This window comes from Paraburkholderia lebeckiae (assembly GCF_050436225.1).
Taxonomy (GTDB): Bacteria; Pseudomonadota; Gammaproteobacteria; order Burkholderiales; family Burkholderiaceae; genus Paraburkholderia; species Paraburkholderia tuberum.
The window spans coordinates 2,398,016-2,421,918 of the sequence record NZ_JBNDLU010000001.1 but is presented as its reverse complement, the minus strand read 5'-3'; the positions used below and the strand labels follow the sequence as shown (position 1 = coordinate 2,421,918).

At 62.1% G+C, this 23,903-nt stretch carries 18 protein-coding genes and 1 pseudogene; 7 read left to right on the top strand and 12 right to left on the bottom strand.

The genetic code is table 11. The annotated features are described in order from the left end of the window. Positions 1-142: 142 nt before the first annotated feature. Positions 143-2,005: a dihydroxy-acid dehydratase gene (gene ilvD / locus OKW45_RS11310; protein ID WP_429468067.1), complete on the top strand. Its 1,863-nt coding sequence runs from the start codon at positions 143-145 to the stop codon at positions 2,003-2,005. A gap of 155 nt (positions 2,006-2,160) precedes the next feature. Here the strand turns inward: ilvD and OKW45_RS11305 are convergent, their stop codons facing one another. After that, on the bottom strand, positions 2,161-3,369 hold the full coding sequence (locus tag OKW45_RS11305) for a GGDEF domain-containing protein (RefSeq protein ID WP_429468064.1): 1,209 nt from the start codon (positions 3,367-3,369) through the stop codon (positions 2,161-2,163). A 313-nt stretch (positions 3,370-3,682) separates the two neighbouring features. Here OKW45_RS11305 and OKW45_RS11300 point away from each other — a divergent pair, with 313 nt between their 5' ends. After that, the gene (locus tag OKW45_RS11300; RefSeq protein ID WP_026226383.1) at positions 3,683-4,144 is read left to right on the top strand and encodes a CHRD domain-containing protein; all 462 of its coding nucleotides are present in this window, start codon (positions 3,683-3,685) and stop codon (positions 4,142-4,144) included. 44 nt (positions 4,145-4,188) lie between these two features. Here OKW45_RS11300 and OKW45_RS11295 read toward each other — a convergent pair whose 3' ends face one another. Next, positions 4,189-4,881 (bottom strand): cytochrome b/b6 domain-containing protein, encoded by a 693-nt coding sequence (locus OKW45_RS11295; protein ID WP_184011723.1) that lies wholly within the window; start codon positions 4,879-4,881, stop codon positions 4,189-4,191. 144 nt (positions 4,882-5,025) lie between these two features. Beyond that, positions 5,026-6,225 (bottom strand): GGDEF domain-containing protein, encoded by a 1,200-nt coding sequence (locus OKW45_RS11290; protein WP_429468060.1) that lies wholly within the window; start codon positions 6,223-6,225, stop codon positions 5,026-5,028. Between the two features lie 258 nt (positions 6,226-6,483). On the opposite strand from OKW45_RS11290, the pseudogene OKW45_RS11285 reads away from it, so the two are divergent. Then, positions 6,484-6,864, top strand: a pseudogene (locus OKW45_RS11285) (two-partner secretion domain-containing protein); the annotation flags it as partial. A 119-nt stretch (positions 6,865-6,983) separates the two neighbouring features. Here OKW45_RS11285 and OKW45_RS11280 read toward each other — a convergent pair. Continuing rightward, positions 6,984-7,475, bottom strand: coding sequence for an aminoacyl-tRNA deacylase (locus tag OKW45_RS11280; protein WP_018423648.1), 492 nt, complete (start codon positions 7,473-7,475; stop codon positions 6,984-6,986). A gap of 300 nt (positions 7,476-7,775) precedes the next feature. On the opposite strand from OKW45_RS11280, the gene OKW45_RS11275 reads away from it, so the two are divergent. Further along, positions 7,776-9,647, top strand: a complete 1,872-nt coding sequence (locus OKW45_RS11275; RefSeq protein ID WP_429468054.1) for a beta-galactosidase — start codon at positions 7,776-7,778, stop codon at positions 9,645-9,647. 20 nt (positions 9,648-9,667) lie between these two features. On the opposite strand, the gene OKW45_RS11270 is transcribed toward OKW45_RS11275, so the two are convergent. The 5 genes from OKW45_RS11270 to OKW45_RS11250 form a co-directional block, all read right to left on the bottom strand. After that, a complete protein-coding gene (locus tag OKW45_RS11270) occupies positions 9,668-11,632 on the bottom strand; it encodes an enterotoxin (protein WP_429468052.1) in 1,965 nt (654 codons plus the stop codon). A 55-nt stretch (positions 11,633-11,687) separates the two neighbouring features. After that, positions 11,688-12,677, bottom strand: a complete 990-nt coding sequence (locus tag OKW45_RS11265) for a substrate-binding domain-containing protein (RefSeq protein ID WP_429468049.1) — start codon at positions 12,675-12,677, stop codon at positions 11,688-11,690. A gap of 41 nt (positions 12,678-12,718) precedes the next feature. Next, positions 12,719-14,107: an MFS transporter gene (locus OKW45_RS11260; RefSeq protein WP_429468046.1), complete on the bottom strand. Its 1,389-nt coding sequence runs from the start codon at positions 14,105-14,107 to the stop codon at positions 12,719-12,721. Then, positions 14,104-15,141, bottom strand: a complete 1,038-nt coding sequence (locus tag OKW45_RS11255) for an IclR family transcriptional regulator (RefSeq protein WP_429468043.1) — start codon at positions 15,139-15,141, stop codon at positions 14,104-14,106. Before OKW45_RS11255 ends, OKW45_RS11260 begins: the two co-directional genes overlap by 4 nt. 254 nt (positions 15,142-15,395) lie before the next feature. Continuing rightward, positions 15,396-16,286 carry a LysR substrate-binding domain-containing protein gene (locus OKW45_RS11250; protein ID WP_429468040.1) on the bottom strand — a complete coding sequence of 297 codons (891 nt, stop codon included), beginning with the start codon at positions 16,284-16,286 and terminating at the stop codon, positions 15,396-15,398. Positions 16,287-16,437: 151 nt separating this feature from the next. On the opposite strand from OKW45_RS11250, the gene OKW45_RS11245 reads away from it, so the two are divergent. The 3 genes from OKW45_RS11245 (at position 16,438) to OKW45_RS11235 (ending at position 20,225) form a co-directional block, all read left to right on the top strand. Next, the gene (locus tag OKW45_RS11245) at positions 16,438-17,619 is read left to right on the top strand and encodes a M20 aminoacylase family protein (protein WP_026226380.1); all 1,182 of its coding nucleotides are present in this window, start codon (positions 16,438-16,440) and stop codon (positions 17,617-17,619) included. Positions 17,620-17,655: 36 nt separating this feature from the next. Then, a complete protein-coding gene (locus OKW45_RS11240) occupies positions 17,656-18,840 on the top strand; it encodes a porin (RefSeq protein ID WP_429468037.1) in 1,185 nt (394 codons plus the stop codon). A gap of 83 nt (positions 18,841-18,923) precedes the next feature. Further along, positions 18,924-20,225 carry an MFS transporter gene (locus OKW45_RS11235; RefSeq protein ID WP_429468036.1) on the top strand — a complete coding sequence of 434 codons (1,302 nt, stop codon included), beginning with the start codon at positions 18,924-18,926 and terminating at the stop codon, positions 20,223-20,225. A gap of 115 nt (positions 20,226-20,340) precedes the next feature. Here OKW45_RS11235 and OKW45_RS11230 read toward each other — a convergent pair whose 3' ends face one another. Genes OKW45_RS11230 through OKW45_RS11220 form a run of 3 tightly spaced genes read right to left on the bottom strand, consistent with a single transcriptional unit; the run spans position 20,341 to position 23,901 of the window. Continuing rightward, positions 20,341-21,849 (bottom strand): amidase, encoded by a 1,509-nt coding sequence (locus OKW45_RS11230; RefSeq protein WP_429468033.1) that lies wholly within the window; start codon positions 21,847-21,849, stop codon positions 20,341-20,343. A 28-nt stretch (positions 21,850-21,877) separates the two neighbouring features. Next, positions 21,878-22,543 (bottom strand): GntR family transcriptional regulator, encoded by a 666-nt coding sequence (locus OKW45_RS11225; RefSeq protein WP_429468031.1) that lies wholly within the window; start codon positions 22,541-22,543, stop codon positions 21,878-21,880. Positions 22,544-22,590: 47 nt separating this feature from the next. Then, on the bottom strand, positions 22,591-23,901 hold the full coding sequence (locus OKW45_RS11220; protein ID WP_429468029.1) for an amidase: 1,311 nt from the start codon (positions 23,899-23,901) through the stop codon (positions 22,591-22,593). Positions 23,902-23,903 lie beyond the last annotated feature (2 nt).

Genomic DNA, 23,903 nt, shown 5'->3' with positions numbered 1-23,903 from the left:
AATTACCCAGAAAAAATATATTGGACGTCTTACCGGCGCTCTTGCACTATTCGTTCCCAGCGCAAAGTCCGCGTACTCATGCGATCCCCACGCCCGCGCAGGCGCTCATCAAAACCGATAACAGCAATACCTGAGGATACAGATGCCTAACTATCGCTCACGCACTTCGACTCATGGCCGCAACATGGCCGGCGCCCGCGCGCTGTGGCGCGCCACCGGCATGAAGGACGACGATTTCGGCAAGCCGATCATCGCGGTCGTGAATTCGTTCACGCAGTTCGTGCCGGGCCACGTGCATCTGCGCGACCTGGGCGCGCTGGTCGCGAAGCAGATCGAAGCGGCCGGCGGCGTGGCGAAGGAATTCAACACGATCGCCGTCGACGACGGCATCGCAATGGGCCACGGCGGCATGCTGTATTCGCTGCCGTCGCGCGAACTGATCGCGGACTCGGTCGAGTACATGGTCAACGCGCACTGCGCGGACGCGATGGTCTGCATCTCGAACTGCGACAAGATCACCCCGGGCATGCTGATGGCCGCGATGCGCCTGAACATTCCGGTCGTGTTCGTGTCGGGCGGTCCGATGGAAGCGGGCAAGGTCAAGTCGCCGACCGACGGCCAGGTGATCGCGAAGATCGACCTGATCGACGCGATGATCAAGGCCGCCGATCCGAAGATCAGCGACGCCGAAGTCGCCGAAGTCGAGCGCAGCGCGTGCCCGACCTGCGGTTCGTGCTCGGGCATGTTCACCGCGAACTCGATGAACTGCCTGACCGAGGCGATCGGCCTCGCGTTGCCGGGCAACGGCACCATCGTCGCGACGCACGCATGGCGCAAGGGTCTGTTCGAGCAGGCGGGCAGCCTGGTCGTCGATCTGTGCCGCCGCTACTATCAGGAAGAGGACGCCTCGGTCCTGCCGCGCAGCATCGCCACCAAGCAGGCGTTCGAAAACGCGATGACGCTCGACGTCGCGATGGGCGGCTCGACCAACACCGTGCTGCACCTGCTGGCCGCCGCGCAGGAAGCGGGCGTCGATTTCACGATGTCGGACATCGACCGTATCTCGCGCAAGGTGCCGTGCCTGTGCAAGGCCGCGCCCATGACCGACAAGTACCACATCGAGGACGTGCATCGCGCGGGCGGCATCATCGGTATTCTCGGTGAGCTCGCGCGCGCGGAGCTGCTCGATCTGTCGTGCGGCAACGTGCATAGCGGCACCCTCGGCAACGCGATCGCGAAGTGGGACATCGCCGGCGACGCGGGCGAGGAAGCGCAGAAATTCTTCCGCGCGGCGCCGGGCGGCATTCCGACCACGGTCGCCTTCAGCCAGGAAGCGACCTACGCGACGCTCGACTCGGACCGCAAGAGCGGCTGTATCCGCAGCAAGGAAAACGCGTACTCGAAGGACGGCGGCCTCGCGGTGCTGTACGGCAATCTCGCGGAGAAGGGCTGTATCGTGAAGACCGCCGGTGTCGACGAATCGCAGTGGCTGTTCTCGGGCCGCGCGCGCGTGTTCGAAAGCCAGGACGACGCGGTCGACGCGATTCTCGGTGACAAGGTCGTGCCGGGCGACGTCGTGGTGATCCGCTATGAAGGTCCGAAGGGTGGTCCGGGCATGCAGGAAATGCTGTACCCGACTTCGTATCTGAAGTCGAAGGGCCTCGGCAAGAGCTGTGCGCTGTTTACAGATGGCCGTTTCTCGGGCGGCTCGTCGGGCCTCGTGATCGGCCATGCGTCGCCGGAAGCGGCGGAAGGCGGCACGATCGGTCTGGTCGAAGACGGCGACGTGATCGAGATCGACATTCCGCAGCGCAAGATGCATCTCGCGGTGTCGAATGAAGAACTCGCACGCCGTCGCGCGGCGATGGAAGCGCGCGGCGACGACGCATGGCAGCCGACCAATCGCGAGCGTGCCGTGTCGCAGGCATTGCAGGCGTATGCGGCGCTCGCGACCTCGGCCGATCGCGGCGCGGTGCGCGATATTTCGCAATTGAAGCGCAAGTAAAGCGCGGACGGCGCGGCGGCCCTTTTCGCGGTGACGCGACTGGACCCCAATAGAGACCGGTATGCGGGCGACTGCATGCCGGTTTTTTTTTGCAGTGGCAGTGCGAATGGACGATCGATCAGGCGTCTCCTGCGCAGCCCTGGGCGGAGCCTTTCCTAAGCCGGGAAACTGGAAACGATGTCATCGGCACGCTGCGACGACCCCGCCAGCATCACGCAGTTTCTGCCGTTGGCTTTCGCGGCATAGAGCGCTGTATCGGCTCTCGCCATCACCGAGGCAACGGTATCGCCGTCACCGAATTCGTCGACGCCAGCGCTGAGTGTGCATGCGACGTCGCCGGTCGGAGCGCGCGCAACAGACGCCGCGACGAGTGCGCGCAACCGGTTCGTGAGACGGGCCGCCTCCTCTTTCCCGGTCAGTGGCAGCAGTAGCGCAAACTCCTCACCGCCGATGCGGCCAAGGACGTCGGTTTGCCGAATCTCGCGCGATATCGTCAGGGCAACATGCGCAAGAGCCTGGTCGCCGGCAGCATGCCCGTATCTGTCATTGATGCCCTTGAAGTTATCGATGTCCAGAATAGCGATGGACAGCTTCGACTTCGCCACCTTTGCCAACTCGAACAGCGACTCGGTCCTGGCGATGAACGCCCGCCGCCCGAGCGCGCCCGTCAGATCGTCGATGGTGGCGAGGCGCTCCATCCGCTCCGCCAGCCGGTCATGCGCCAGCATCACCATGCCAACCGACAGGCATGGCAAGGTCAGTATCGCCATGCCGAGAAACGCGACGTTCAGCGGCGTGTCCTCCAGAAAAGTCGTTTCATGCGCCAGGCCGGATCCATATACGACACAACGGACTGCGTGGACGAGCGCACCCAACACCGAGGCCATAGCCACGAAGTGGTAGCCATATTTTGGTCTGCCCACCGGCCGGTAGCGCTGGACGACCCAGGCGATGGCGAATCGGACATAGGCGAGAAAGCCCGAGATCATCGCGCCCCGGGCACTGACGTCAGGCCGCACGTAGGTCCAATAGACGAGCCCAGCCAGGATCGCACAGAGCGCGCCGTATTCCCAGATAACCGATGGCGGCCGATGAAAGAATCGCCGGAAGCCGTGGATCGCGAGGAGGGAGGCCAGTAGCAGCAACGCGCTTGCGCCCAGGACGACGATATCCGACCGACGGAACAGAAGGAGCGTGGCCATGACGGCCAGCAGGCCACTTGCCGCACACCAATGGCGTATCCCCGGAACCTGAGCGCGAAACAGCGAGCCGAGAACGGCGACGCTCATCAGGCAGGACAGAATCGCAATGCCGATGAAAGCGTTCGGGATGGACATGGCAGCGTAACAATGGGTGTGATCCATGAAGGCTCCTGGCGCAACACCAGGTCGCGCCAGTTACATCCGCTGCCTTCGCGCAAAGCACATATCGTACCGGAAGAATTTTTCGCGCCAGATCAAATCTCAACGATTTTCGCCCGACGGTTTCCTTTCGGCGTCGACGTAACGGCGCGGTCGCCACGCATAGCCGGATTTCGGCCTCATGCAACCTTCGCGTTACGGCCTGCTTGCGTCTATGCTTGACTCACTTGTTTGGCAGCCAACAACGCCGACGAGGTCTTCTGCAGTCTTCAATAATCGCCCGCTCACCAAGGGCAACCCAACAGGAGAAAACCAAATGTCACGATCCATCACGCGGCGCGCTTTCATGGTGTTCGGTGGTTTGGCCTTCGCGGGTACGCTGACCTTGGCGCAAGCGGCGCCCGTCTCGTTTGAGGTGCCTTTGACGGGCGCCCAACAGGTTCCGCCGGTGCAGACGCCGGGCAGCGGCAGCGCCAAGCTCACGTACGACCCCAGCACGCGGGTCGTCACCTGGAACATCAGCTTCAGCGGATTGACGAGTCCGACCACGATGGCGCATTTCCACGGACCCGCCCCGGCCGGTAAAAACGCTGGCGTAAAGGTCTGGCTGTCGCAGAAGGGCACCATGGAGGTGACGAGCCCGATCACCGGTCAGGCCACGCTATCTCCGGCCGACGCCAAGATGTTCGAAGCCGGTGACATGTACATCAACGTTCACACGAAGAACAATCCGGATGGCGAGATTCGCGGCCAGGTGACGCCGCCGAAGGGCAAATGAAGCAGGCACGGTAGCCGCGCCCGGAGAGCGGGTTTGCGTCAGGCTCAAAGATAAGCCGCGAGCAGCATCACCACGGCAACGCCGACGCCGAATGGCAGCAGCGCCAGCAGCGCTGGCGCCTGCCGCGGCGCGTCCACGGACGAGGGCAGCAGTTTGTAGCCGGTCAGCATCGGGCGCAGCAGGTTGTGTCCCTTTGCTACCGCGTAGAGGGCGATCACGAGCACGTGCAGCACCACCGCGGCGAGCAGCACGTACCAGACAAGTCCGTGCAACGCCGAGATTGCGTTGGCGAGCCACGCGGGCACCAGTTCGCTAAACGGCCCTTCGTCGGCGATGTCGTTGTTGACGTAGAGCCCGCTCAGCGTCTCGGTCAGCAGCAAGACGAGCAGAAATAGAACCATCCAGCCGCCGGCCGCATTGTGACCGACCTGCACATCGGGCTCGCGATGAAACAGGCGGCGCAAATGGTGAAGCGCGGCAGCGGGTGATGCCACGAAACTGCGAAAGCGGGCGGTCTCACTGCCAAAGCAGCCCCACAGCAGCCGGAAAATAACAAGGGCGAGCAGCGTCTCGCCGACGCGCACGTGCCAGTCGATCCAGTTCAGCTTCAACGTGACATACGCGGCCGTGACCAGCACGACCACCAGCCAGTGAAACAACCGCACTGGCGCGTCCCAGACAAGGACAGGGCGGGTTACGGGCTGGGTCGGCCGTGTGTCGGGTTCGTGAGCATCCATGTCTCGTACCTGCGTGCGCGATCGCGCTCGGACGAAAATCCGCGTGGCTCCTCGGCCACGCGGAAAATCGACTAAGCCGTGCTGGCAAACGAATTCAGTGTTTCGAGCGGGACCGGAAATTTCCCCACTCTATCCGGCGGGAGCTTAAATCCGATTGCCACTCGAAGAGCAACTGGCGGCGGCGAGCGCGGTCGTTGGCGTCTGTTCAAGCCGATTGCCGCCCAGCGACTTGGCTCGATACAACGCCTGGTCGGCGGCTGAGAGCAGGTCGGTGAGGGAAGCCGTTCCGCGACTTGACTCGGCGAGTCCAATGCTGACGGTGGCGCGAATCCGGTCGCCGTCGGCGCGATGGGACATTGCGGCGAACCGGCTGACAACGGTCTCGCCTAGCTTTTTTGCGCGGTCGCTGTCGTAGCCCGGCAGCAGGGCGGCAAATTCTTCGCCGCCGATGCGTGCCAGAATCGCGTCTGTACCCGTCACGGCTCGAACGGTTTCCGCGAATGACCTCAAAACCTCGTCGCCGGTCTTGTGCCCAAAGTGGTCGTTGATTCTCTTGAAGTGATCGAGGTCGAACGCAAGAAGCGTGACGGGCAGTCGATTTATGCCGTGGTCGCTGATAACCCGCTCCCCCTCTTCGAAAAACAACTTTCGATTCCCGAGGCGAGTCAGGTAATCCGTGCGGGACTCCTGCAAAAGCTCACCATGAATTTCTTCCCGGGTCAGCCGGAGCAAGGTCATCGGCAAAATGACCGAGTAGAGAACCCCTTCGTACATCGTGATTTCGCTGGAGACAGCCAGCACGCGCGGCCCGAAGATGGGCACCAGCCATGGCAGTACGAAAGCCCGGGCGACGTAAAACAGCGCGTGGATGCCCGTTACCGCCACGGCGACGCGCCGGGATTGAACCGCCGGCATGCCGTCGCCTTGCAGCAGTTCGAGCGACGTCATGGCGGACGCCAGCGCGATCGGGATGGCGCTGACGTACATCCAGACGGCAGCCTGCCAACGCACGCCAGCCACGGCCCACGTGAGTCCCATCAGCAGAAGCAACCCGATCGAGCTCGCGAGATATCGCCGGCCGTTGAACATTGCCACACCGTCCAGGACGAGCAGATAGCCGGTGAGAATCACGAGATTACTCACTGCGGGGCCAGCTGCACCGAGCAGTTGAACCCGAAATGCAGCCGCCGCGCAACCGATTCCGAGGGTCGCATATCCGGCCGCCAGCATTCGTAATTCCTTGCCGCGCTTGGGATGGGACAGGTGTTCCCAATACATCATGGCGGAACTGGCAAACAAGGTTCCGATCACGAGAAGGTAAAGCGTGGATAGGTCGACTTTCATCGCTGACTCAGAGCGCGTCCCCGCTGCAACGGGGAAAAGGTTAGAGACTATATACGTGATAACGGCAAATGCCGCGCATCCTTGCGAAATGATATCGGAATGGGTCGTGGGAAGACTCGAAGCCGGGCGGTGGGCCTACGTCGTCGCGAAAGGTTGAGTCCATCGCGAGGCGCAGCAGCGCCAAATTGCTATTCTTCAGAGGCATAGACCGGTTCTTCAAGCGCACTCCCATGCGTGCCCGCGCGGAAAGGGGGATGTATGACGCGTCCTGCACTATCGCTGCTTTTCCTGTGCATTTCCGTTGCCGGTCTGTCTGCGACGCACCTTGCGTGTGCAGCAGGCGTTCTTCCGCAGGGCGGCCAATACGTTGCCGGGGCCGGCACCATCTCGAACCGTGGCAATGCGCTGCTGGTCACGCAGCCGGGTTCGACGCGCGGCGTGATCGATTGGAACAGCTTCTCTGTCGGAGCCCATAACCGCGTGACGTTCGACAACGGCTCCGGCGCGACCTTGAACAGGGTCACGGGCGGCTCGGTGTCGGCAATCCTCGGCAGATGTGCTTGCATCAAAGGCGACGCACTCACGCTGTCGGGCGAGTCAAATGCGAGCGTGATCAACCTCGGCAAAATCAGTGACGCGCGTGACTAATCAAGCGGAATTTGGAACCAAATTCTAGCTTCCGCTGATTAGTTAGCCCTGACAAATGAAGCAAAAGGCGGTCAAATTATCGCGGCCAGCGCACGGGCTGGCCAGTTGGGTTAGGCCCGCCCGCCCAACCCTCGCATCCGCCGTGCGAAATGGGCGCGCTCCGCATCGTCCATCAGCATGAGGAACTGATCCGCTTCCATATGAATCAGTTCTTCGTGATCGCCCGCTTCGAAGTAGACGTCGGGCTGGCCTGCCAGGCTGGATTCCAGGTAGGTTTTCATGCCATACGCCATACAAATTGGCGGCAGCGCACCCACATCGCAGTCCTTGAATAATTCGCGCAGTTCGACTTCCGTGGCCAGGGCGAGCCGGCGCCCTGTCTTGCTCCAGAGTTCGGAGAGCTGCACGGCGTAAGTTGACGGCAGCACGGCGGCCACGTAGCCGTGTTCGTCTTCGAGGAGCACGGTCTTGGCGAGGCGGTCGCCCGGAATGTGCGCCGCAGCAGCCGTTTCGATACTCGAGTGGCTGTATGGGTGACGCACGACTTCGTAGCGGGAACCCTTGCTGCGCAGGCAGTCCTGCAAGGTTGGCGACATCGACATGGCACACCTCCTGTCGAATACCTGAAAAGGAATGAACAATTGCGATCTTTTCAGAATAGTTCACGCACCGGCAATACGCACGCCAGCTGAACGATTCCATCGAGCGATCGCAGCCACCGGTTGAATTCGCCGTTCCTCAGCTGACGTCGGTCGGCCGGTCCGGCGAACGACACCTTTGGTCCGTGCGAGGCACGGCGCCGCCGCGGACCGAAAAAGTTCGCCAGCTGTTGATCGTTAAGGAGCTGCGTTCTACCGTTCTCGCAGGTGCTGCCGATTTACAGGTAGCCTGCATTCGTCAACTTGACAACGCCCATCGTGAACCTCGAACGCAGCCACACCTTCTCCTTTAGCCCCGACGGCGAACATTTCCTGCTCGACGGCCTGCCGTTCCAGATTCGCAGCGGCGAGATGCATCCAGCCCGCATCCCGCGTGAGTACTGGCGACACCGGATCCGCATGGCAAGGGCGATGGGGATGAACTGCATCGCGTTGTACATCATGTGGAATTACCACGAGACGCATAGAGGCGTGTTCGACTTCCGCAGCGGGAATCGCGATATCGAGGCCTTCATCCGCCTATGCCAAGCCGAGGAGATGTGGGTCCTGTTGCGCCCCGGGCCTTACGTGTGCGCGGAGTGGGATCTGGGCGGCCTCCCTTCCTGGCTGTTGCGCGATCCCGACATCCAGTTGCGGACCGACTCGGCCACCGATCCTCGCTACATGGCGGCGGTGGCTCGCTATATCGACGAACTGGTTCCGCGTATCAAGCCATTGATGAGCGAGCACGGCGGACCGATCCTGATGATCCAGATCGAGAACGAATTCGGTTCGTATGCGAGCAATCCGGCTTACCTCGAAGAGCTCAGGCAGCTTTGGCTAACAGGAGGCATAACCGGGCCGTTCTATACCGAAGACGGTCTCCCGCAACTCGAACGCAATCGCACCACGGTAACGGGCGGCGCGATCGCGCTGAGCAACGGCGACGCAGCGCAGATCGCAACCGTGCGCCGCGAATTCCCCTCGGTTCCCGCGATGGCTGGCGAGGTGTACCCAGGGTGGCTCACGCATTGGGGCGAAGCGGGGTTCGCGGGCGTGGACTACGACCTCTCCAGTACCTTGGCCGCGTTCATGCAGGCGCGGCTGTCGTTCAACCTGTATGTCATTCACGGCGGCACGAGCTTTGGCTTTTTTGCCGGCGCGAACGTGGACGCTTCAGGCAACTATCAGCCCGACATCACGAGCTACGACTACTGCGCGCCGATCAGCGAGCAAGGCATGGCGACGCCGAAGTACATCAAGTATCGAGACCTTATCGCCAGCTATCTGCCCGAACCCTTGCCAGCCATACCCGACGTCATCGCCACGCTTGACTGCGCAGGCGCTGAGGCCTTGATGCCAACGCTCTACGCCTCGATCTGGGACAACCTGCCGGCGGCACTGCCACGCGTGCATGGCGTGAATCCGCAGTCGTTTGAACGCTACGGTCAGGCGTTTGGCTTCGTGCTGTATCGCAAGTCGTTGGCGGAGCACGCGCGCGGTGTGCTGGATATCAGCGCCGTTCATGACTATGCAACGGTTTTCCTTGGTGAACGGTACGCGGGCGGCGTATCTAGAGCGCAACTGCCGCAGGAGTACGCGCAGTCGCTCCAAATGATGCATCGCGCGCCGCTTGCCCTGCCTTCGGCGCGGCACAACCGCGGGTCGAACCCGGACGGCCAGGTCGCGCTGGAGATACTCGTCGAGGCCATGGGGCGCGTCAACTTCGGACCCGCGATCGTTGACCGTAAAGGTCTGCTCGAGCCGGTCACGATGAAACACGTCGACGGCTCGCTCGCGTTGCTCGAGGAATGGGACGTCTACCTGCTGCCGATGGATGAAACGTTTATCGCCAACCTCAATGAAGACTGCACGAACCCACGCAAACCCGGTCTCTTTTATAAGGCGAGCATGCTGCTGACTGAAGTCGGCGACACCTGGCTCGACATGAGCAACTGGACCAAGGGTATCGTCTGGGTCAACGGCCACAATCTCGGACGCTACTGGAACATCGGCCCGCAAAGGCGCCTGTATTGTCCCGCGCCGTGGCTCGTGCAAGGTAACAACGAGGTGCTGGTCTTCGACCTCCATCAGATCGAGGCAAAGCCGATTCAACTGGCCGACAGGTTGTACTAGCGCATACGCCTCGTCCCCCTTCACCGCTTCGCGGCGGCAACCGGCAGCAGTTCGAGCGTGAGCACTTCGAACGGCGCCAGTTGCACTGCTTGCGACAGATCAGCGTCCAGTTGGGCGGGAATACCGGAATCCCCCGCACGCCCAACGCTGCGCGATTCGAATCGTGCCGCCGCGTGATCCGGCAGTTCCAGTTGGCGCCGCAGGTCGAGTGTGAAGCGTTGAGTGCGACTGTGAGGATTGCGCAGCGTCACGATCGCCTTGTGCGGCGCCCACGCTGCCCAACCATAGGCCGCTTGTTCGTCCGGTGCCCCGCCGATCCAATGACTGTCGCGAAGTATGTCGCCGTTTTCGCGCGCCCATTGGGCGGCGCGCGCAAGCACATCCCAGTCGTGCTCACCCAGCAGCGCCGGCGTAATGTAGAGCTCCTGCAATTGCGTGCCGGTCCCGAAGTACGACCACACTTCGTTGGAGAATGCGTCGCCCGCTGACGCATTGAGGCGTGGATTGCACTGCGCGTAGAGGATGCCGTGCAGCATCAGCGAATTGAGTGGAAAGTACGGACTGCGCTCCACGACGTTGTGATACGTCTGCGTGTCGCGGTATGTGATCCAGCGCTCGCGGTTCGTGCCGCTGCCCGCCAGGCCATCGTCGCTGCCGCCGCGCCAGATGGAGTCGACGTGGCGCAGCCAGAACGGCGACGGATGCGTACCTGTGGTGAGATTGATGAAGGTTTCGGGCTTGGCCGCGCGGATGTCGTCGATCAGTTGAATCGCCGCGTCCCAATCGCTGTCGAACAGGCTGCCGGGGAACACCTTGTCGGCATTGCCTGTGCCGTCGAACTTGAAATGATTGACGCCGTCCTTGTCGAGCAAGTCCATCGCGACTTCATGAAAGCGCCGGTAATACGTCGGCCCCGATAATGCGAGACCGTTGTCGATGACCTCATAACCAGCGGCACGTCCTCGCGTCACGCGTTCCTGTTTCGGCGTACCGTAGCCGCCCCACGGGGAAAGCCATATGCCGGGAGCGGCGCCGAATCGCGCGGCGGCGTCGCGCAGCGGAACGAAGCCATGTGGAAATGCCTTGCTGAATTGCCAGCCGCCGCCAAGGTCGTCCCAGCCATCGTCGAACAGAAGCGAATCGATCTGCACCCCGCGCGCTGTGTGCAACTCGCGGCCGATTGTTTCGATGCGCTCGAGCGCCTGCTCCTGCGTGTACGGCGTGAGGTAGCCGATGTCGCCCCAGCTGTTGTAGTGCAGAAACGGGCGACACGGGTGAGCTCTTTCCCGCTCCAGATAGATGCCGAAGTCGCGCCGAACCTGGCCGTCGCTGGCTACACCTGCCACAGCGGAGTAGACCAGCGTCCTGTTTTTCTCCAGCGGTAACGCGCGATGCAGCATGAAGCTGAGGCTGTCGCCCTCCACTTGACTTGTCGCCAGCGGGTGCTCGAAGCCCAGATAGAAGTTGTCCGCAATGACCGGTGTGCCCTTCCGCTCACTACTGGCCCTGGCGCCTGGAGCGCGCGTCTTCAGCAATGAGACGGCAGCGATCGCTTCGTCCTGAAGAAGCGCGGTAATCGCCAGCTGGACGCGCAGATATCGTGACCCTTCGCGCTGCTCGACGCTCCATTGCACCTTGAGGCGTCCATGTGTATCTACCAGGGAGACGCTCGCGCGTCGCCCTGCGATTCGTTCGCCCAGGCGGGACGCATGCGGGTTGGGTTGGAGCGCAGCGTCGCTCACGGGCGCAACGACCCTCAGCTCGGCCAGGCCCATGGTGGTTCCGTCAGCGAGCAGGAGCGTGAACGGCGCGACGATGCGCAACCTGCGTTTGCGCTCGCAGTCGATCAGCGAGAAACCGGCGAGACGTTCGTCCTCGTTCGTCCAGCGCAATGCAATCGCGTCGTTGCCGAACGAGGAGACATGGCCCGTCGTCTGGAGCACGGGCATGCCAGTTTGCGTAGGCAAAGCATGGTTGGCGCGCATGGAGAAACCTGTCTCGGGCCAGAAGAAGAGATTTTCGCCGCCCCCGCGAATGGCGTCAGATAACGAACTGCGCCGTGGTGGAAGGCGCGAACAGTTCGTCGATAGTCATTAGCCGTTCGGAAAGCCCCTGCGTATGGTGGTAGCGCAAGAACGCGTTGAGCACCGCTTCGTTGCCGGGCACACCGTAGCGCCAAAAGTCTTTGCCAAGCACGGCGACGGTCTCTTCGTATTCACTTGCAAGCCAGGGCAACGTCGTCTTCAATGCGGCGAGTTCGCTCAGCTCGCGCTGTGCGTGGTTCTTCGCAAGAGTAAATGCTTTGAACACGCTCGCAGCCAACCAGGGGTGACGCTCGACGAGCTCATTGCGAATGCCCACGACGTGCATGATCGGAAAGATGCCGGTTTTTGCATAGTACGACTTCTCGGTTGCGCGGAAGTCGGGAAAGAGACGCACGATGTCGGGATGGCCGTCGGTGAACGCGCTCGGGGCACGCGGCGCCACGATGCCGTCGATCCGTCCTTCGACGAGCCACTGGTTGAGCGTCGCATCCGACGGAATCGGCTGGATGTCGATCCCCGCGTTGTTTTGCATCGCCACTTTTTCGTGGCGGCCCGGCTCTTCGACACCGCCCGTTCGCCAATGAATATCGGACGATCGCACGCCGTATTCGTCCTCGAGAATGCCGCGGACCCAAACCGGCGCTGTCAGCTGGAACTCGGGCACGCCCAGGGTTTTGCCGATGAGGTCGCGTGGCGCCGTGATGCCGCGATCGCGTCGCACGTAAATCGCGGAGTGACGGAACATCCGCGAAAGGAACACCGGGATCGCCGTATAAGGCGACTTCCCGCGCGAGCGCAACATCGTGTAGCTGCTCAGCGATAGCTCCGCGACATCGAATTCGGACGACCGTAGTGCCCGAAAGAAGGTCTCTTCGACCGGAAGGGACAGATAGTTCGGGTCGCAACCCTCGATCTCGATGCGGCCATCGAAGAGTGCGCGCGTGCGGTCGTAATCCCAGCACGCAATGGTGAGAGGCAGCTTCATTGTGTTCCTTTGATAGTTGAATGTTCTATACACCGGCCGGCTCAATGAGCGGCCGATCCGATCTGCGCGCGAGCAGCCTCGGTGGCCGTCGCGGGATGACGCGAGCGGTAGATGGCCAGCGCATAAATGCTGATCGCCGCGATAACCAGCGGCGCGGCCACCGCGCCGAAAATCATCTTCGCTTCCCAGTGCGCGGCCAGCATCGCACCACCGATCATCGAGCCGACGATCGAGCCGACGCGTCCCATGCCCAACGTCCATGCCACCCCCGTCGCGCGGCTCGCGGTCGCGTAATAGCTTGCCGACAGAATGTTGGTGCCGGTCATGGTGCCGCCGGTGCCGACACCGGTAACGAAGAGCGCCAGCAAAGCCAGGCCGGGCACGCCCGAGAGATGACCGAACGATGCGAGGCTGATCGACGCACAGACGAACGCGCCGCACAGCACATATTGCGGGTTCATCCGATCCATCAGTACGCCGAGCAGAACCGCGCCAAGGCTGTTGCCGGTGAGATAGAGCGCCGTCATCAACGAAGCGTTATGGAATGACATGCCGCTTTGCTGGATCAGGATCGGCAGCCAGTTGCCGAGAAAATAGATGACGAGCAGCGCCATGAACGCTGTCGTCCAGAGCAGCAGCGTGCCGCCGCCGATACCGGGGCCCAGCAACTGCTTGAGCGGCAAGCCTTGCACGCGTCGCTCTTCAAGCGTGATCGTGACGTTCTCGAGATCCGCGTCGGGCGCGATCCTTTTCAGAATCGCGCGGGCCTGCGCCTGCTTGCCGCCGCGCGCGACCAGATAGCGCACGGATTCGGGCAACCAGCGGGCGAGCACCACGACAAGCAGGAGCGGAAGCACGCCGCCGAGCACGAGCATCGACCCCCACCCAAACGCGCCGATCATGCGCGACGCGAACAGGCCGCCCAGTGCGCCTCCCACCGCGATACCGCATCCGATCGGCGCAACCAGCGTCGAGCGCAGACGGTCGGGGCAATATTCGGCTGCGAGCGTGTACGAATTCGGCATCGCTCCGCCAAGCCCGAGGCCAGTCAGGAAGCGCAGCGCGATCAGCATGCCGATCGAGTCGGCCCGCGCGGACAGCAGGCTGAATAGCGCAAACACCGCGATGGATGCGATGAGCGTCGGCTTGCGTCCGAATCGATCCGCGACCGGACCGAAGATGAAAGAACCGAGCGTGAGGCCGAAGAGACCTGCGCCGAACATCGGCGCGAGCTGTGCGGGAGCCGCGCCAAAGTGAGCCTTCAACGCGGGCGCGATGTAACCGACAACCACCGTGTCGTAGCCATCGAGTACCAGAATTGAAAAGCAAAGCAGGAACGTGACCACCTGAAACCGCGATAACCGCCGTTCGTTGATCAGATCCTGTAAGACCAGCGTGCCGGTATTGCCCCCGTAGCGTTCCGTATTCATCGTGTCTCCTTTTGCCGTTTGCGGCTCGTTTTAGTTGTTGCAGTCTTGTGTTGCGCGACAGCCATTTGACGGATGGTCTCCGAAATGCGGCGTCCGATATCGGCGAGCAACGTGCCTTCCTGCTGCACGCGCTTTGCGCTGTAATCGTCGAGCGAGCGAACCACGCTGATGCTTCCGGTCACCTTGCCATCCGCTGCGAAGACCGGCGCTGCGAGCGCGAACACCCCCTCGTCCACCTCGGCAAGCGCGAGTGCATAGCCCTGTTTGCGAATGCCGGCGAGCGCCTTTCGATATTCCGGCCAGCTGGCGCCGAGCGTGGGGGTTCGCGCCTCGTCCTGGTTCTCCAGGTACAGGCGCATCAATTGTCGATCGGGCAGCCACGCGAGCACGGCGGTCGACGTCGCGCCACGCAGAAGCGGCATTGGGCATCCGCGTCGATAGCTCAAGTCCTTGTCGAGATGACCGTATTCGCCGATCGCGACGACACGGTCGCGGAAAAGCCGGCACAGATGCCACTTCTGCGCGGCGGCGAAGCGCGGCAGATCAGCTTCGAGGGTTTGCATCGCGACCAGCATGGGGTCCGATTCCTGCAACTGTCGATTGAGTTGAATGATGCGCGGCCCGAGGCTGTAACGGCCGGTCGCGACCGGTGCCAGCAGGCCCGAGGCTGAGAGTTCCCGGATGTACCGATAGACGGCTGATCGCGTGAACCCGAGCGCGTCAGCTAGCTCGTCCGCGGACCAGACAGGGCTACTCTCGACGAACTGATCCAGTAGCGACAGCATGCGTTCCAAGCTCGAGTTCTTCCCTTGGGCGTCGTCGACTGGTTCGGTTTCGGGCAGGATCCGGGGGCGCTGGTTCACCATGCGAAATTTCATATATTTAGGAATTAGGCAATATTCCTGCATTATGAAAATAATGTTAATCGGGGGAATGCCTGGGTGATGACGCGCGATAAGCCGCTTCCGTACTGAGTGGATATCGTTGGGCAGCGGGGCAGTGTCACATCGAGCGGCGTCGACGAGACGTAGCAATTCGAAGGCTGACGTGGACCAATCGTGGTGGGGTACGGCTGTAGGCCTGATCGAACCCGGTCGCGAAACCTGACCCTATGCGTGGCGTCTCAGAACAAAGTGATCTCTGGCCACGGGAAATCGCTGACGAGTTTTCTTGAGGTTTGTCCAACGCCTGCCCGCATGCGCCGTCAGGCGCGTGCGAGCCTGCGGACAGGGGCAGGCGTCGAACAAACCTCAAGAGTCGGTAGCTTCGCGCGTGTCGAGTCAGAGGATCACACTGCTGCCGCATCCACGATGCAGCGCATGAAATATTCGGAGGGTCGCGTCTGGATCGCACCAGCGCGCTGCATCAACTGCAGCTTCAGAACGCGTGTCGTTTCAACGAAGTCGAGCCTGCGGAACTGGCCTCGCACGTTGACAGCGCCGATCGCGTGCAATGACCACGCGATGACTGCGTCGAACGTTATCGCGAGACTATAAAGAAGCGCCTGCGACGTGCAGAGTGTCATTCGTTGCGGCGGCGGCAAGCCGTGCCGGCGAAACAACTCGGCAACGTAAATTGGGTACGCGCCGGTGGTATCGGAGTGCAGCCACTCGGCGTCACAAAGATCTGCCAGCGAGGTTGCTTGAGCCAGCAGACCATTTTGCCTTACCGCAAACGCCAGGGGATACACCGCGAGGTCAGTAACCTGCATAGCGGAATCAGAGAGGACCTCAGCTGACGTGCCCAACGCAAAATCGAGCGTCCCTTGGCGCAGGTTGTCGAGCAACCTCGTGGTCGTCTGCTCCAGGAATGTGACTCTGATCTGAGGCATATCCCTTCGAAACCGCTCATAGGCGCCCGGCAGCAGGGTGAGCGCAGTGATGGGCGTCACCCCGACCGTGATTTTCCCTTCCAGCGCGCCCTTTTCGATCGCCATCTGCTCCTCGGCGCGCTCCAGCTCGCCGACGATTAGCCGCGCGCGTCGCACTAGCGATTCACCGGTGGAGGTCAACGTCACACCGGTAACGCTGCGGCCAAGCAAGGTGATCCCGATATCCGACTCGAGTTCGCGGATTGCCTTGGTGACTGCCGGCTGGCTGACGAATAGCGAACGGGCTGCGCCGGCGATGCTGCCCTGATCCGCGACCGCGACTAACGCACGAAGTTGATGGAGTTTCATCGATCTCTATTTCCAGGCGGAAAGCCATAACCAATGGTTATAGACATGAAAGTTTATCAGTTTTTTGTTTACCCCTGCCGCCATAGACTGCCCTTCGATCGCGGTGCAATTGTTGCCGGACGGTTATTCGACCCTATTTGAGGAGGTAGCGTTGTCCCAGACTGTAGATATTTATCCCGAGATTCGCGAACATGCGGCGGAATTTGTCGAGTTGCGTCGGCGCATTCATTCCCATCCAGAAGTGGGTTTCGAAGAACTCGAGACAAGCCGGCTGGTTGCGCAGAAACTGCAAGCGTGGGGTTACGAGGTGACCGAAGGCGTGGGCGGCACGGGCCTGGTCGGACGCCTGAAGGTCGGCGATGGCTCGCGCAAGATTGGCATCCGCGCCGACATGGACGCGCTGCCCATCCTTGAGGACACCGGCCTGCCTTATGCGAGCAAGACGCACGGGAAGATGCATGCATGTGGTCACGACGGTCACACCGCAATCCTGCTCGCCGCCGCTCACTATCTGGCACGAACCCGGCGCTTCAACGGCACCTTGAACCTGATTTTTCAGCCCGCTGAAGAAGGTCTGGGTGGGGCGGTGCGCATGCTCGAGGACGGCCTCTTCGAACGGTTCCCGTGCGACGCGATATTTGCTCTCCACAACGCGCCGGGACTGCCGGTCGGGCAGTTTGTCGTGCAAAGCGGCGCGGTGGCTGCCTCCTCCGACACGGTGACGATCGTGCTGACGGGCAAGGGCTGCCACGGGGCCATGCCCCACTTCGGACGGGATCCTGTGGTTGCAGCCGCCAGCATCGTGATGGCGCTTCAGACCATCGTTTCACGCAACATTTCGACGGCGGACGCGGCGGTCGTAACCGTAGGCGCGATTTTGGCCGGTACGGCTCATAACGTCGTGCCGTCGACGGCCAGAATCCTTGTAACCGTGCGCGCGCGCAACAAGGAGGTGCAGGCGCTGATTGAATCCCGTCTGCGCGAGATCGTCGAATTCCAGGCTCGCAGCCTGGGCGTCACCGCGGAGATCGACTACAAACCAATTTCTCGCGTACTTGTGAATACGCCGCAAGAGACGGCATTGGCGCGTGAAGCGGCTATCGCGGTGGTCGGTGCTGAGAATATTTTCCCGGCGCCGCCTGGGAGGATGGGCGGGGAGGACTTCTCCTGGATGCTCGAGAGAGTGCCCGGCTGCTACGTCGCGCTGGGCAACGGCGCGCAAGGCCACGGCAGTTGCATGCTTCACAACCCGGGCTATGACTTCAACGACGAAGCCCTGCCGATCGGCGCCAGCTATTGGGCCCGCTTAGTCGAGCAGTATCTGGCTGCGTGACAACAGCACCTATCTACTAATCATTTCGCGATCTCGATGAAAAATAAGAAGAGTGTCTTCGTTGCGGGGATAGCCTTGTTCTCTCACGCTGCGTATCCGGACTCGTTCATTCAGTCTCAGTTCACCTTGCCGCAATACAACAGCCAACTCTCCAGCAACGGGATCGCGCTATATGGCGTGGTCGACATGAGCATCAATTACCAGAGCGTCGGCGCAAAAAAGCTCTGGCAAATGCAAAGCGGCGGCACACATACGTCACAATTCGGCCTGTTTGGGCGGGAGGATCTGGGAGGCGGACTGAAGGCCGAATTCAACCTGGAGAACGGATTCGAGGCCAACAACGGCAGCCTGCAGACGAGCCAGACCCTGTTCGATCGCGAGGCATGGGTCGGCCTGAATTCAAAGACCTGGGGCGTGGTGCGGTTGGGCCGCCAGACCACCGCGTCTCTTCCCGATGTGGCCGATCCGTTCGGAGAGGTCGTCACCAACTCGGTTGTCACGTGGCTGGCCGGTGGCGTCGTGCAGACCAGTAAGGGTGTCGGCTACAATGCCGACCTCGGTCCAGGGTCGAGCCAGGTGCTGGTTCGGGTCAGCAACGCGGTGACCTGGACCACGCCACGCGTTGGGGGGCTGGGTGCGACGTTCCTCTATGCGTTCAACGGTACCCAGGGTGTTTCGCCGTATGCGTCTAATCAGGGGGTCGTTGCCTCGTGGACGAACGGTTCGCTGTACGTAGCGGCTGACTATAACCAGGTCTGGAGCTCGCCGGTTGCCACGTCCTCAGGAACGCAGACCGTGCGCAACGATGCTTATGGCGTCGCAGCAATCTACGACGTGGGCAGTTATGTTCTTTCGGCTGGATTTGCCCAGGTGGCGCCTCGACTCGCGGGCAATGGCATCGCGCGCTCGTACATGTTGGGCGCGACGCTGCCGTACGGACGCAATGTGCTGCGCGCGTCGGTCGTCTATCGCGATACGTCGGGTGTTCGGGACAGCGCAGGGCGACTGGCTCAAGATTCGGCGCTAGGTGCAATGCTCGGCTATGACTACACGCTGTCGAAGCGTACTGGCCTCTATGCCCGAGCCGGCTTTATCCGGAACTACGGCATGTCGTCCGTGTTGCTAAACGGTACGTCATTGCCGACACAACCGAACTCGGCATCGCCTGAGCAAGGCACCACGCCGATGACCGCGTCCCTCGGTATGTATCACAAGTTCTGAGCCTGAGCACAGCAAGCCGGCACAGGTCAGTGCGACCAGATGCCGGCGCTGTGCACTCTGCCCCACAGCGTCTGAAGGGACCCATGAAGACAATCAGTACTCCCGGCGCGCAATTGCGCGACCCGTCATCCGCTGTTCGCGTCGATCAGTCTTCACGAAGGATCATTCTCGCGACGGCGCTCGGCAATGCCCTCGAATTTTTCGACTTCACGGTCTACAGCTTTTTTGCTGCGCTTATCGGCAAGCTCTTTTTCCCGGTCGAAGGGGTGCACGGTCCGCTTTTGCTGTCGTTCGCGACCTTCGGTGTCGGTTTCGTGATCCGTCCAATCGGCGGCATCGTGATCGGTGCCTACGCGGATCGCCGGGGCCGCAAAGCCGCGATGACCCTGACGATCCTGTTGATGGCGCTAGGCACTGCAATCATCGGCGTGACGCCGACCTATGCGCAGATCGGTCTCGCTGCGCCGCTTCTGATTCTGGCCGGTCGGCTCATTCAGGGTTTTTCGGCGGGTGGCGAGGTCGGGGCTTCAACGACATTCCTGATGGAATCGGCCGCGCCGGGCACGCGCGGCTATCTGGTCAGTTGGCAGATGGCGAGTCAGGGCGCCTCCGCGCTTGCGGGTGCATTTTGCGCACTGCTATTGACGCATACGTTGTCGTCAGCCGCCCTCGAAAGCTGGGGTTGGCGCGTGCCATTCCTGTTGGGCCTGCTGATCGGTCCGATTGGCCTATATATCCGTCAGAACCTGAACGAAACGCACCACGCAACGCCGCCCATGGGTAGTCGCGCTTGCATGGAACCGCAATACGATGTGCGCCATATCGTCCTTGGCACGTTGCTGATGCTTGGCGGTACGTCGTCGATGTATATCATTGTTTTCTATTTGCCATCGTATCTGACAAACGTCGTTCATCTGTCAGCGGCGACAGCATTCCTGCCGAGCGGGGTCGCCGGTCTGATGCTGATGGTGGCGTCACCAATATGCGGCAGGCTTACGGATAGACTGAAACGACGCAAGCCGATGCTTTATATCACCGGCGTGGCTAGCGTTCTGGTGCTTTACCCGGTGTTTGCGATAATACTTCGGGTACCAGCCATGGTTACGATCCTTCCGGGCGTGGCGCTCATCATGGCCCTCAAAGTACTGGCCAGTCCCGGCGGGTTTCTGCTCCTGCTCGAGAGGTTTCCACGAGAAATCCGTGGGCGGTCATTGGGCATCATCTACAGCCTTGGAGTCACCCTTTTCGGCGGCTTTGCCCCCTTCGTTGTGACATGGCTTATCAGCGTGACAAAAAATGCCTATGCCCCAGTCTGGTATATGGGCGTGTGTGGGCTAATCAGCCTGATCGCTCTGCCGATGTTCGAAGAAAGAGCCACCGATTGAGCGCTGTGTCACGGCTTGGGTAGTGAACCGGAAGGAGATCAGCGATACGGCGCGCGGTAGCCCGCGGAAGATGAATGGCACGGCGTGTGTCTTCCCGGAGCGGGCACCTTGCACCTTACCAGGCCATCCTCGAACGATTCGATAAGATCGGCGGGGACGACACGATAGACCGCAGCTCAGGGACCGGCTCGGACAGTGCTTTAAGATCCGGCGCAGGTCGCCGCAGCGCGTCGTCCGTAGCAAATGCCGCTTCGAGCGCCTCCGAAATGTCCAGCAACCGCCCATCTCCACGCGCTGGGCCGACCAACTGCACACCAAACGGCATGCCGGCATGATCGACCCCGCACGGCAGCGACAACGCCGGATTGGTCATCAGCGAAACGAGGTAAGTCAGTCCCAGCCAGCGATAGTACGAATCGAGCGGCTTGCCATTGATCGCTTCGAGATGCCATTGGGACCACGGAAATGGCGTGACGGACACCGTCGGCGAAACGATCACGTCATAGTGCTGCACGAGCGACTGGAAGCGTCGATACAGCGTCGTTTGCATCTTGTGCGCCCAAACGGCGTCGCCGAGCGTCATCGATGCGCCCAGCTCGAAGTTCGCGCGCGTATTGGGTCCAAGCTGCGACGGATCGCGCTCATAGATTTCCGCGAACTGCGCAACGAAGTTCTGCGCGCGCACTACGTCGAAGCATCGGTCGATGCCGCTCATGTCGATGCATACCGGTTCGCACACCGCCACGAGCCGTGCGATCTTGTCGACCTTCGCGCGGAACGTCGCGCGGGATGCGTCGTCGAGCGCGCATACCCCGAAGTCATCGGTAAAGCCGATGCGCAGCCCCGACGCATCGATCGGACGGCGCTGTGCAAGCGCGGCCGAATCGACGTCGTAAGCTAGCGGATCGCGCGCGTCGAAGCCAGCCTGCGCGGCAAGCAGCAACCGCACATCGGCGACGGTACGTGCCATCGGGCCGCTCACGGTAATCGGTGCCCACCCGAGTTCGCGCCGGTCGCCCGGCACGAGTCCCGGCGATGGGCGCATTCCCACAATCCCGCAGACCGCGGCTGGAATGCGCAGCGATCCGCCCGTGTCCGAGCCGGTGCAGAGCGGGAGCATGCCGGTTGCGAGCGCTGCGGCCGATCCGCCCGACGACCCCCCCGCGTTCAGCAGCGGCGCAAAGGGGTTGCCCGTCGCGCCCCAGACGTCGTTGCGGGTGTTCGCACCTGCGCCCATTTCGGGCGTGTTGGTCTTGGTTGTCACGATGGCGCCCGCCGCCCGAATGCGTGCGACCATCCCGTTGTCCTCGTCCGGAACGTTTGCGCGGAAGAGCTTCGAGCCATACGTCGTGAGTACGCCGGCGGTCTCTTCGAGATCTTTCACGCCGATGGGCACGCCATGCAGCAAGCCGAGCGGCTCGCCACGCATCACCGCCGCTTCCGCGCGACGCGCTTCGTCGCGCGCACGTTCGAAACACGTCGCCGCCATCGCGTTGACGGCAGGGTTAATCGCTTCGATGCGCGCGATGCACGCGTCAAGCAGTTCGACTGGCGAGACACTGCGATCGCCGATCAGTCGGCGCGCATCGACGGCGGAGAGAGAGACGAGAGAGTCGTGCGTCATGGGCATCAAGGAGGAATCGGATAAGAGCTCAAGCCGCCGCTGGCGAAGGCAAGGCCTGTTCGACACAGGCGATGATCGCATCGCGCGTGTTCTCGAGATGCGCGTACGTCTGCTCATGCACGGCGCGCATATCGCGGGCGCGGTAGGCGTCGAGGAGATCGGCATGCTCGCGGTTGTTGCTGTCGAGGATATCGCTTTTGACGTGCATCGAGAGGGACACGTAAGGCCGCGCGACCAGCGACAGCCCTTCGACGAGTTCAGAGAGACGCGTGCCGGCGGCGCTCGCCATCAGATGTTTGTGGAACTCCTCATTGAGGATGGCCCACCTCTCGGACGACAATGTCGCGCACATTTCATCATGCACCTTTTCGGCGGAGGCGAGGTCGCCATCGGTGGCATGCATGCAGGCGCGTTGGGACAGCATCGGCTCGAGCACCATGCGCAGTTCGTAGATTTCGATGACGTCCGCAGCCGTGAGCGCGCGCGTGACGACACCCTTGTTGGGATCGATCGAGACCAGCCCTTCCGCGCGCAGGTCGCGGAACGCTTCGCGCACCGGCGTCGTACTGACGCTGAGGCGTTTGGCGATCTCTTCCTGCCGCAGCCGCGTGTTCGGTGGATACACGCCGTTGAGAATCTCGGCGCGCAACGTGCCGAGCACGTATTGCTGAATCGTACGAAAGGGCTGGCTCATGTTCGTCTCCGTGAGCGGTCGTTATCGTATGTTGCGCATTTCGTCGATCAAATGGTGACGGCGCGTCTTTCGAACTTCAGCATGCTTTCGATGCGTGCGGCAACCCGCAGCAGCTTCGCATCATCGCCGAAAGCGCCGACGATCTGGAAGCCGAGCGGCAGATTTGCATCGCTCCAGCCGGAAGGCACATTGACGGCGGGCGCCCCCATCAGGCTCCAGGGTGCGCAGAAACGGGCGTCGCCCGTATCGGCGTGTCCGTGGGGCGCTTCACCGCTGGCGGGCAAGGTCACGAGCGCGTCACAGCCTTGCAGCAGCGCGGCAGACTGCGAGCGCACGTGCGCCTGCAACAGCAAGGCTTGCTGATAGCGCTCGAGCGGCATCGCCTGGCCTTCGGACAACAGTTCGCGCATGTGTTCGCTCATCAGCGCGGGCGCGCGTGCGGCTACATCGCCGACGGCGCGATACGCCTCGACCGCGAGAATCGTCAGTGTCGCTTCGCGCATTTGCGGCAGGTCCGCGCCGTAGTCCAACTCGACGATGCGCGCGCCGCCTTGGCTCAGCGTCCGCAGCGACGCATCGAAGTTGGCGTGTTGATGCGGCGCGATGAGTTCGTCCCAGAACGGCGTGCGAACGACGCCGAGCGTGAGCGCGGAAGTGTCGCGCGGAAAGTGATCGCGCCACGCCGCTTCGCTTTCGACCGCCTGAGGAGCGCCTTCGACGAACAACGCATGCGCGACGGCGACATCTTCGACGGATCGCCCGAAGAATCCGACGTGATCGAGCGACGCAGCCAGCGGATGCACGCCTTCGCTCGGCACCGCGCGATACGACGGCTTGTAGCCGACGATGCCGCAATACGCGGCCGGGCGAATGATCGATCCGACCGTCTGCGTGCCGATGGCGAGCGGCACGATGCCCGCTGCGACGGCCGCCGCCGATCCGCTCGACGAGCCGCCCGGCGTGTGCGCACGGTTCCACGGGTTGACGGTCGCAGCCGGTCCGCGCCAGGCGAATTCGGTCGTCGCGGTCTTGCCGAAGACCGTCCCGCCGAGCGCGCGGATCATCGACACGATGCGCGCGTCGCGCCCGGGCCGATGCCCGTCGTAAGCCGGCGAGCCGTAGCCCGTGGGCATGTCGGCGGTATCGGCGAGATCCTTGACTCCGATGGGCACGCCCACGAGCGCACGCGCCACGGCGCCGCGCACGGCGTACGTATCCGGCCGATGCACGAAGGCCCGAAGCCACGGCTCCAGCGCATCGGCGCGGGCCTGCGCGTCCAGCAGCGTCGCGCGCGCGGCGGCTTCGTCGTGACGATTAGCGAGCAGTGTCGTGAGCAATGATTGATCTGATCGATTCATCG

What these genes read in the sequence shown, in the direction of transcription:
- OKW45_RS11235 (WP_429468036.1), top strand. Translation starts at nt 18,924, where the DNA reads ATGAAGACAATCAGTACTCCCGGCGCGCAATTGCGCGACCCGTCATCC.
- OKW45_RS11265 (WP_429468049.1), bottom strand. Translation starts at nt 12,677, where the DNA reads ATGAAGCTGCCTCTCACCATTGCGTGCTGGGATTACGACCGCACGCGC.
- OKW45_RS11270 (WP_429468052.1), bottom strand. Translation starts at nt 11,632, where the DNA reads ATGCGCGCCAACCATGCTTTGCCTACGCAAACTGGCATGCCCGTGCTC.
- OKW45_RS11300 (WP_026226383.1), top strand. Translation starts at nt 3,683, where the DNA reads ATGTCACGATCCATCACGCGGCGCGCTTTCATGGTGTTCGGTGGTTTG.
- OKW45_RS11290 (WP_429468060.1), bottom strand. Translation starts at nt 6,225, where the DNA reads ATGAAAGTCGACCTATCCACGCTTTACCTTCTCGTGATCGGAACCTTG.
- OKW45_RS11225 (WP_429468031.1), bottom strand. Translation starts at nt 22,543, where the DNA reads ATGAGCCAGCCCTTTCGTACGATTCAGCAATACGTGCTCGGCACGTTG.
- OKW45_RS11230 (WP_429468033.1), bottom strand. Translation starts at nt 21,849, where the DNA reads ATGACGCACGACTCTCTCGTCTCTCTCTCCGCCGTCGATGCGCGCCGA.
- OKW45_RS11260 (WP_429468046.1), bottom strand. Translation starts at nt 14,107, where the DNA reads ATGAATACGGAACGCTACGGGGGCAATACCGGCACGCTGGTCTTACAG.
- OKW45_RS11305 (WP_429468064.1), bottom strand. Translation starts at nt 3,369, where the DNA reads ATGGATCACACCCATTGTTACGCTGCCATGTCCATCCCGAACGCTTTC.
- OKW45_RS11295 (WP_184011723.1), bottom strand. Translation starts at nt 4,881, where the DNA reads ATGGATGCTCACGAACCCGACACACGGCCGACCCAGCCCGTAACCCGC.
- OKW45_RS11240 (WP_429468037.1), top strand. Translation starts at nt 17,656, where the DNA reads ATGAAAAATAAGAAGAGTGTCTTCGTTGCGGGGATAGCCTTGTTCTCT.
- OKW45_RS11220 (WP_429468029.1), bottom strand. Translation starts at nt 23,901, where the DNA reads ATGAATCGATCAGATCAATCATTGCTCACGACACTGCTCGCTAATCGT.
- OKW45_RS11280 (WP_018423648.1), bottom strand. Translation starts at nt 7,475, where the DNA reads ATGTCGATGTCGCCAACCTTGCAGGACTGCCTGCGCAGCAAGGGTTCC.
- OKW45_RS11250 (WP_429468040.1), bottom strand. Translation starts at nt 16,286, where the DNA reads ATGAAACTCCATCAACTTCGTGCGTTAGTCGCGGTCGCGGATCAGGGC.
- ilvD (WP_429468067.1), top strand. Translation starts at nt 143, where the DNA reads ATGCCTAACTATCGCTCACGCACTTCGACTCATGGCCGCAACATGGCC.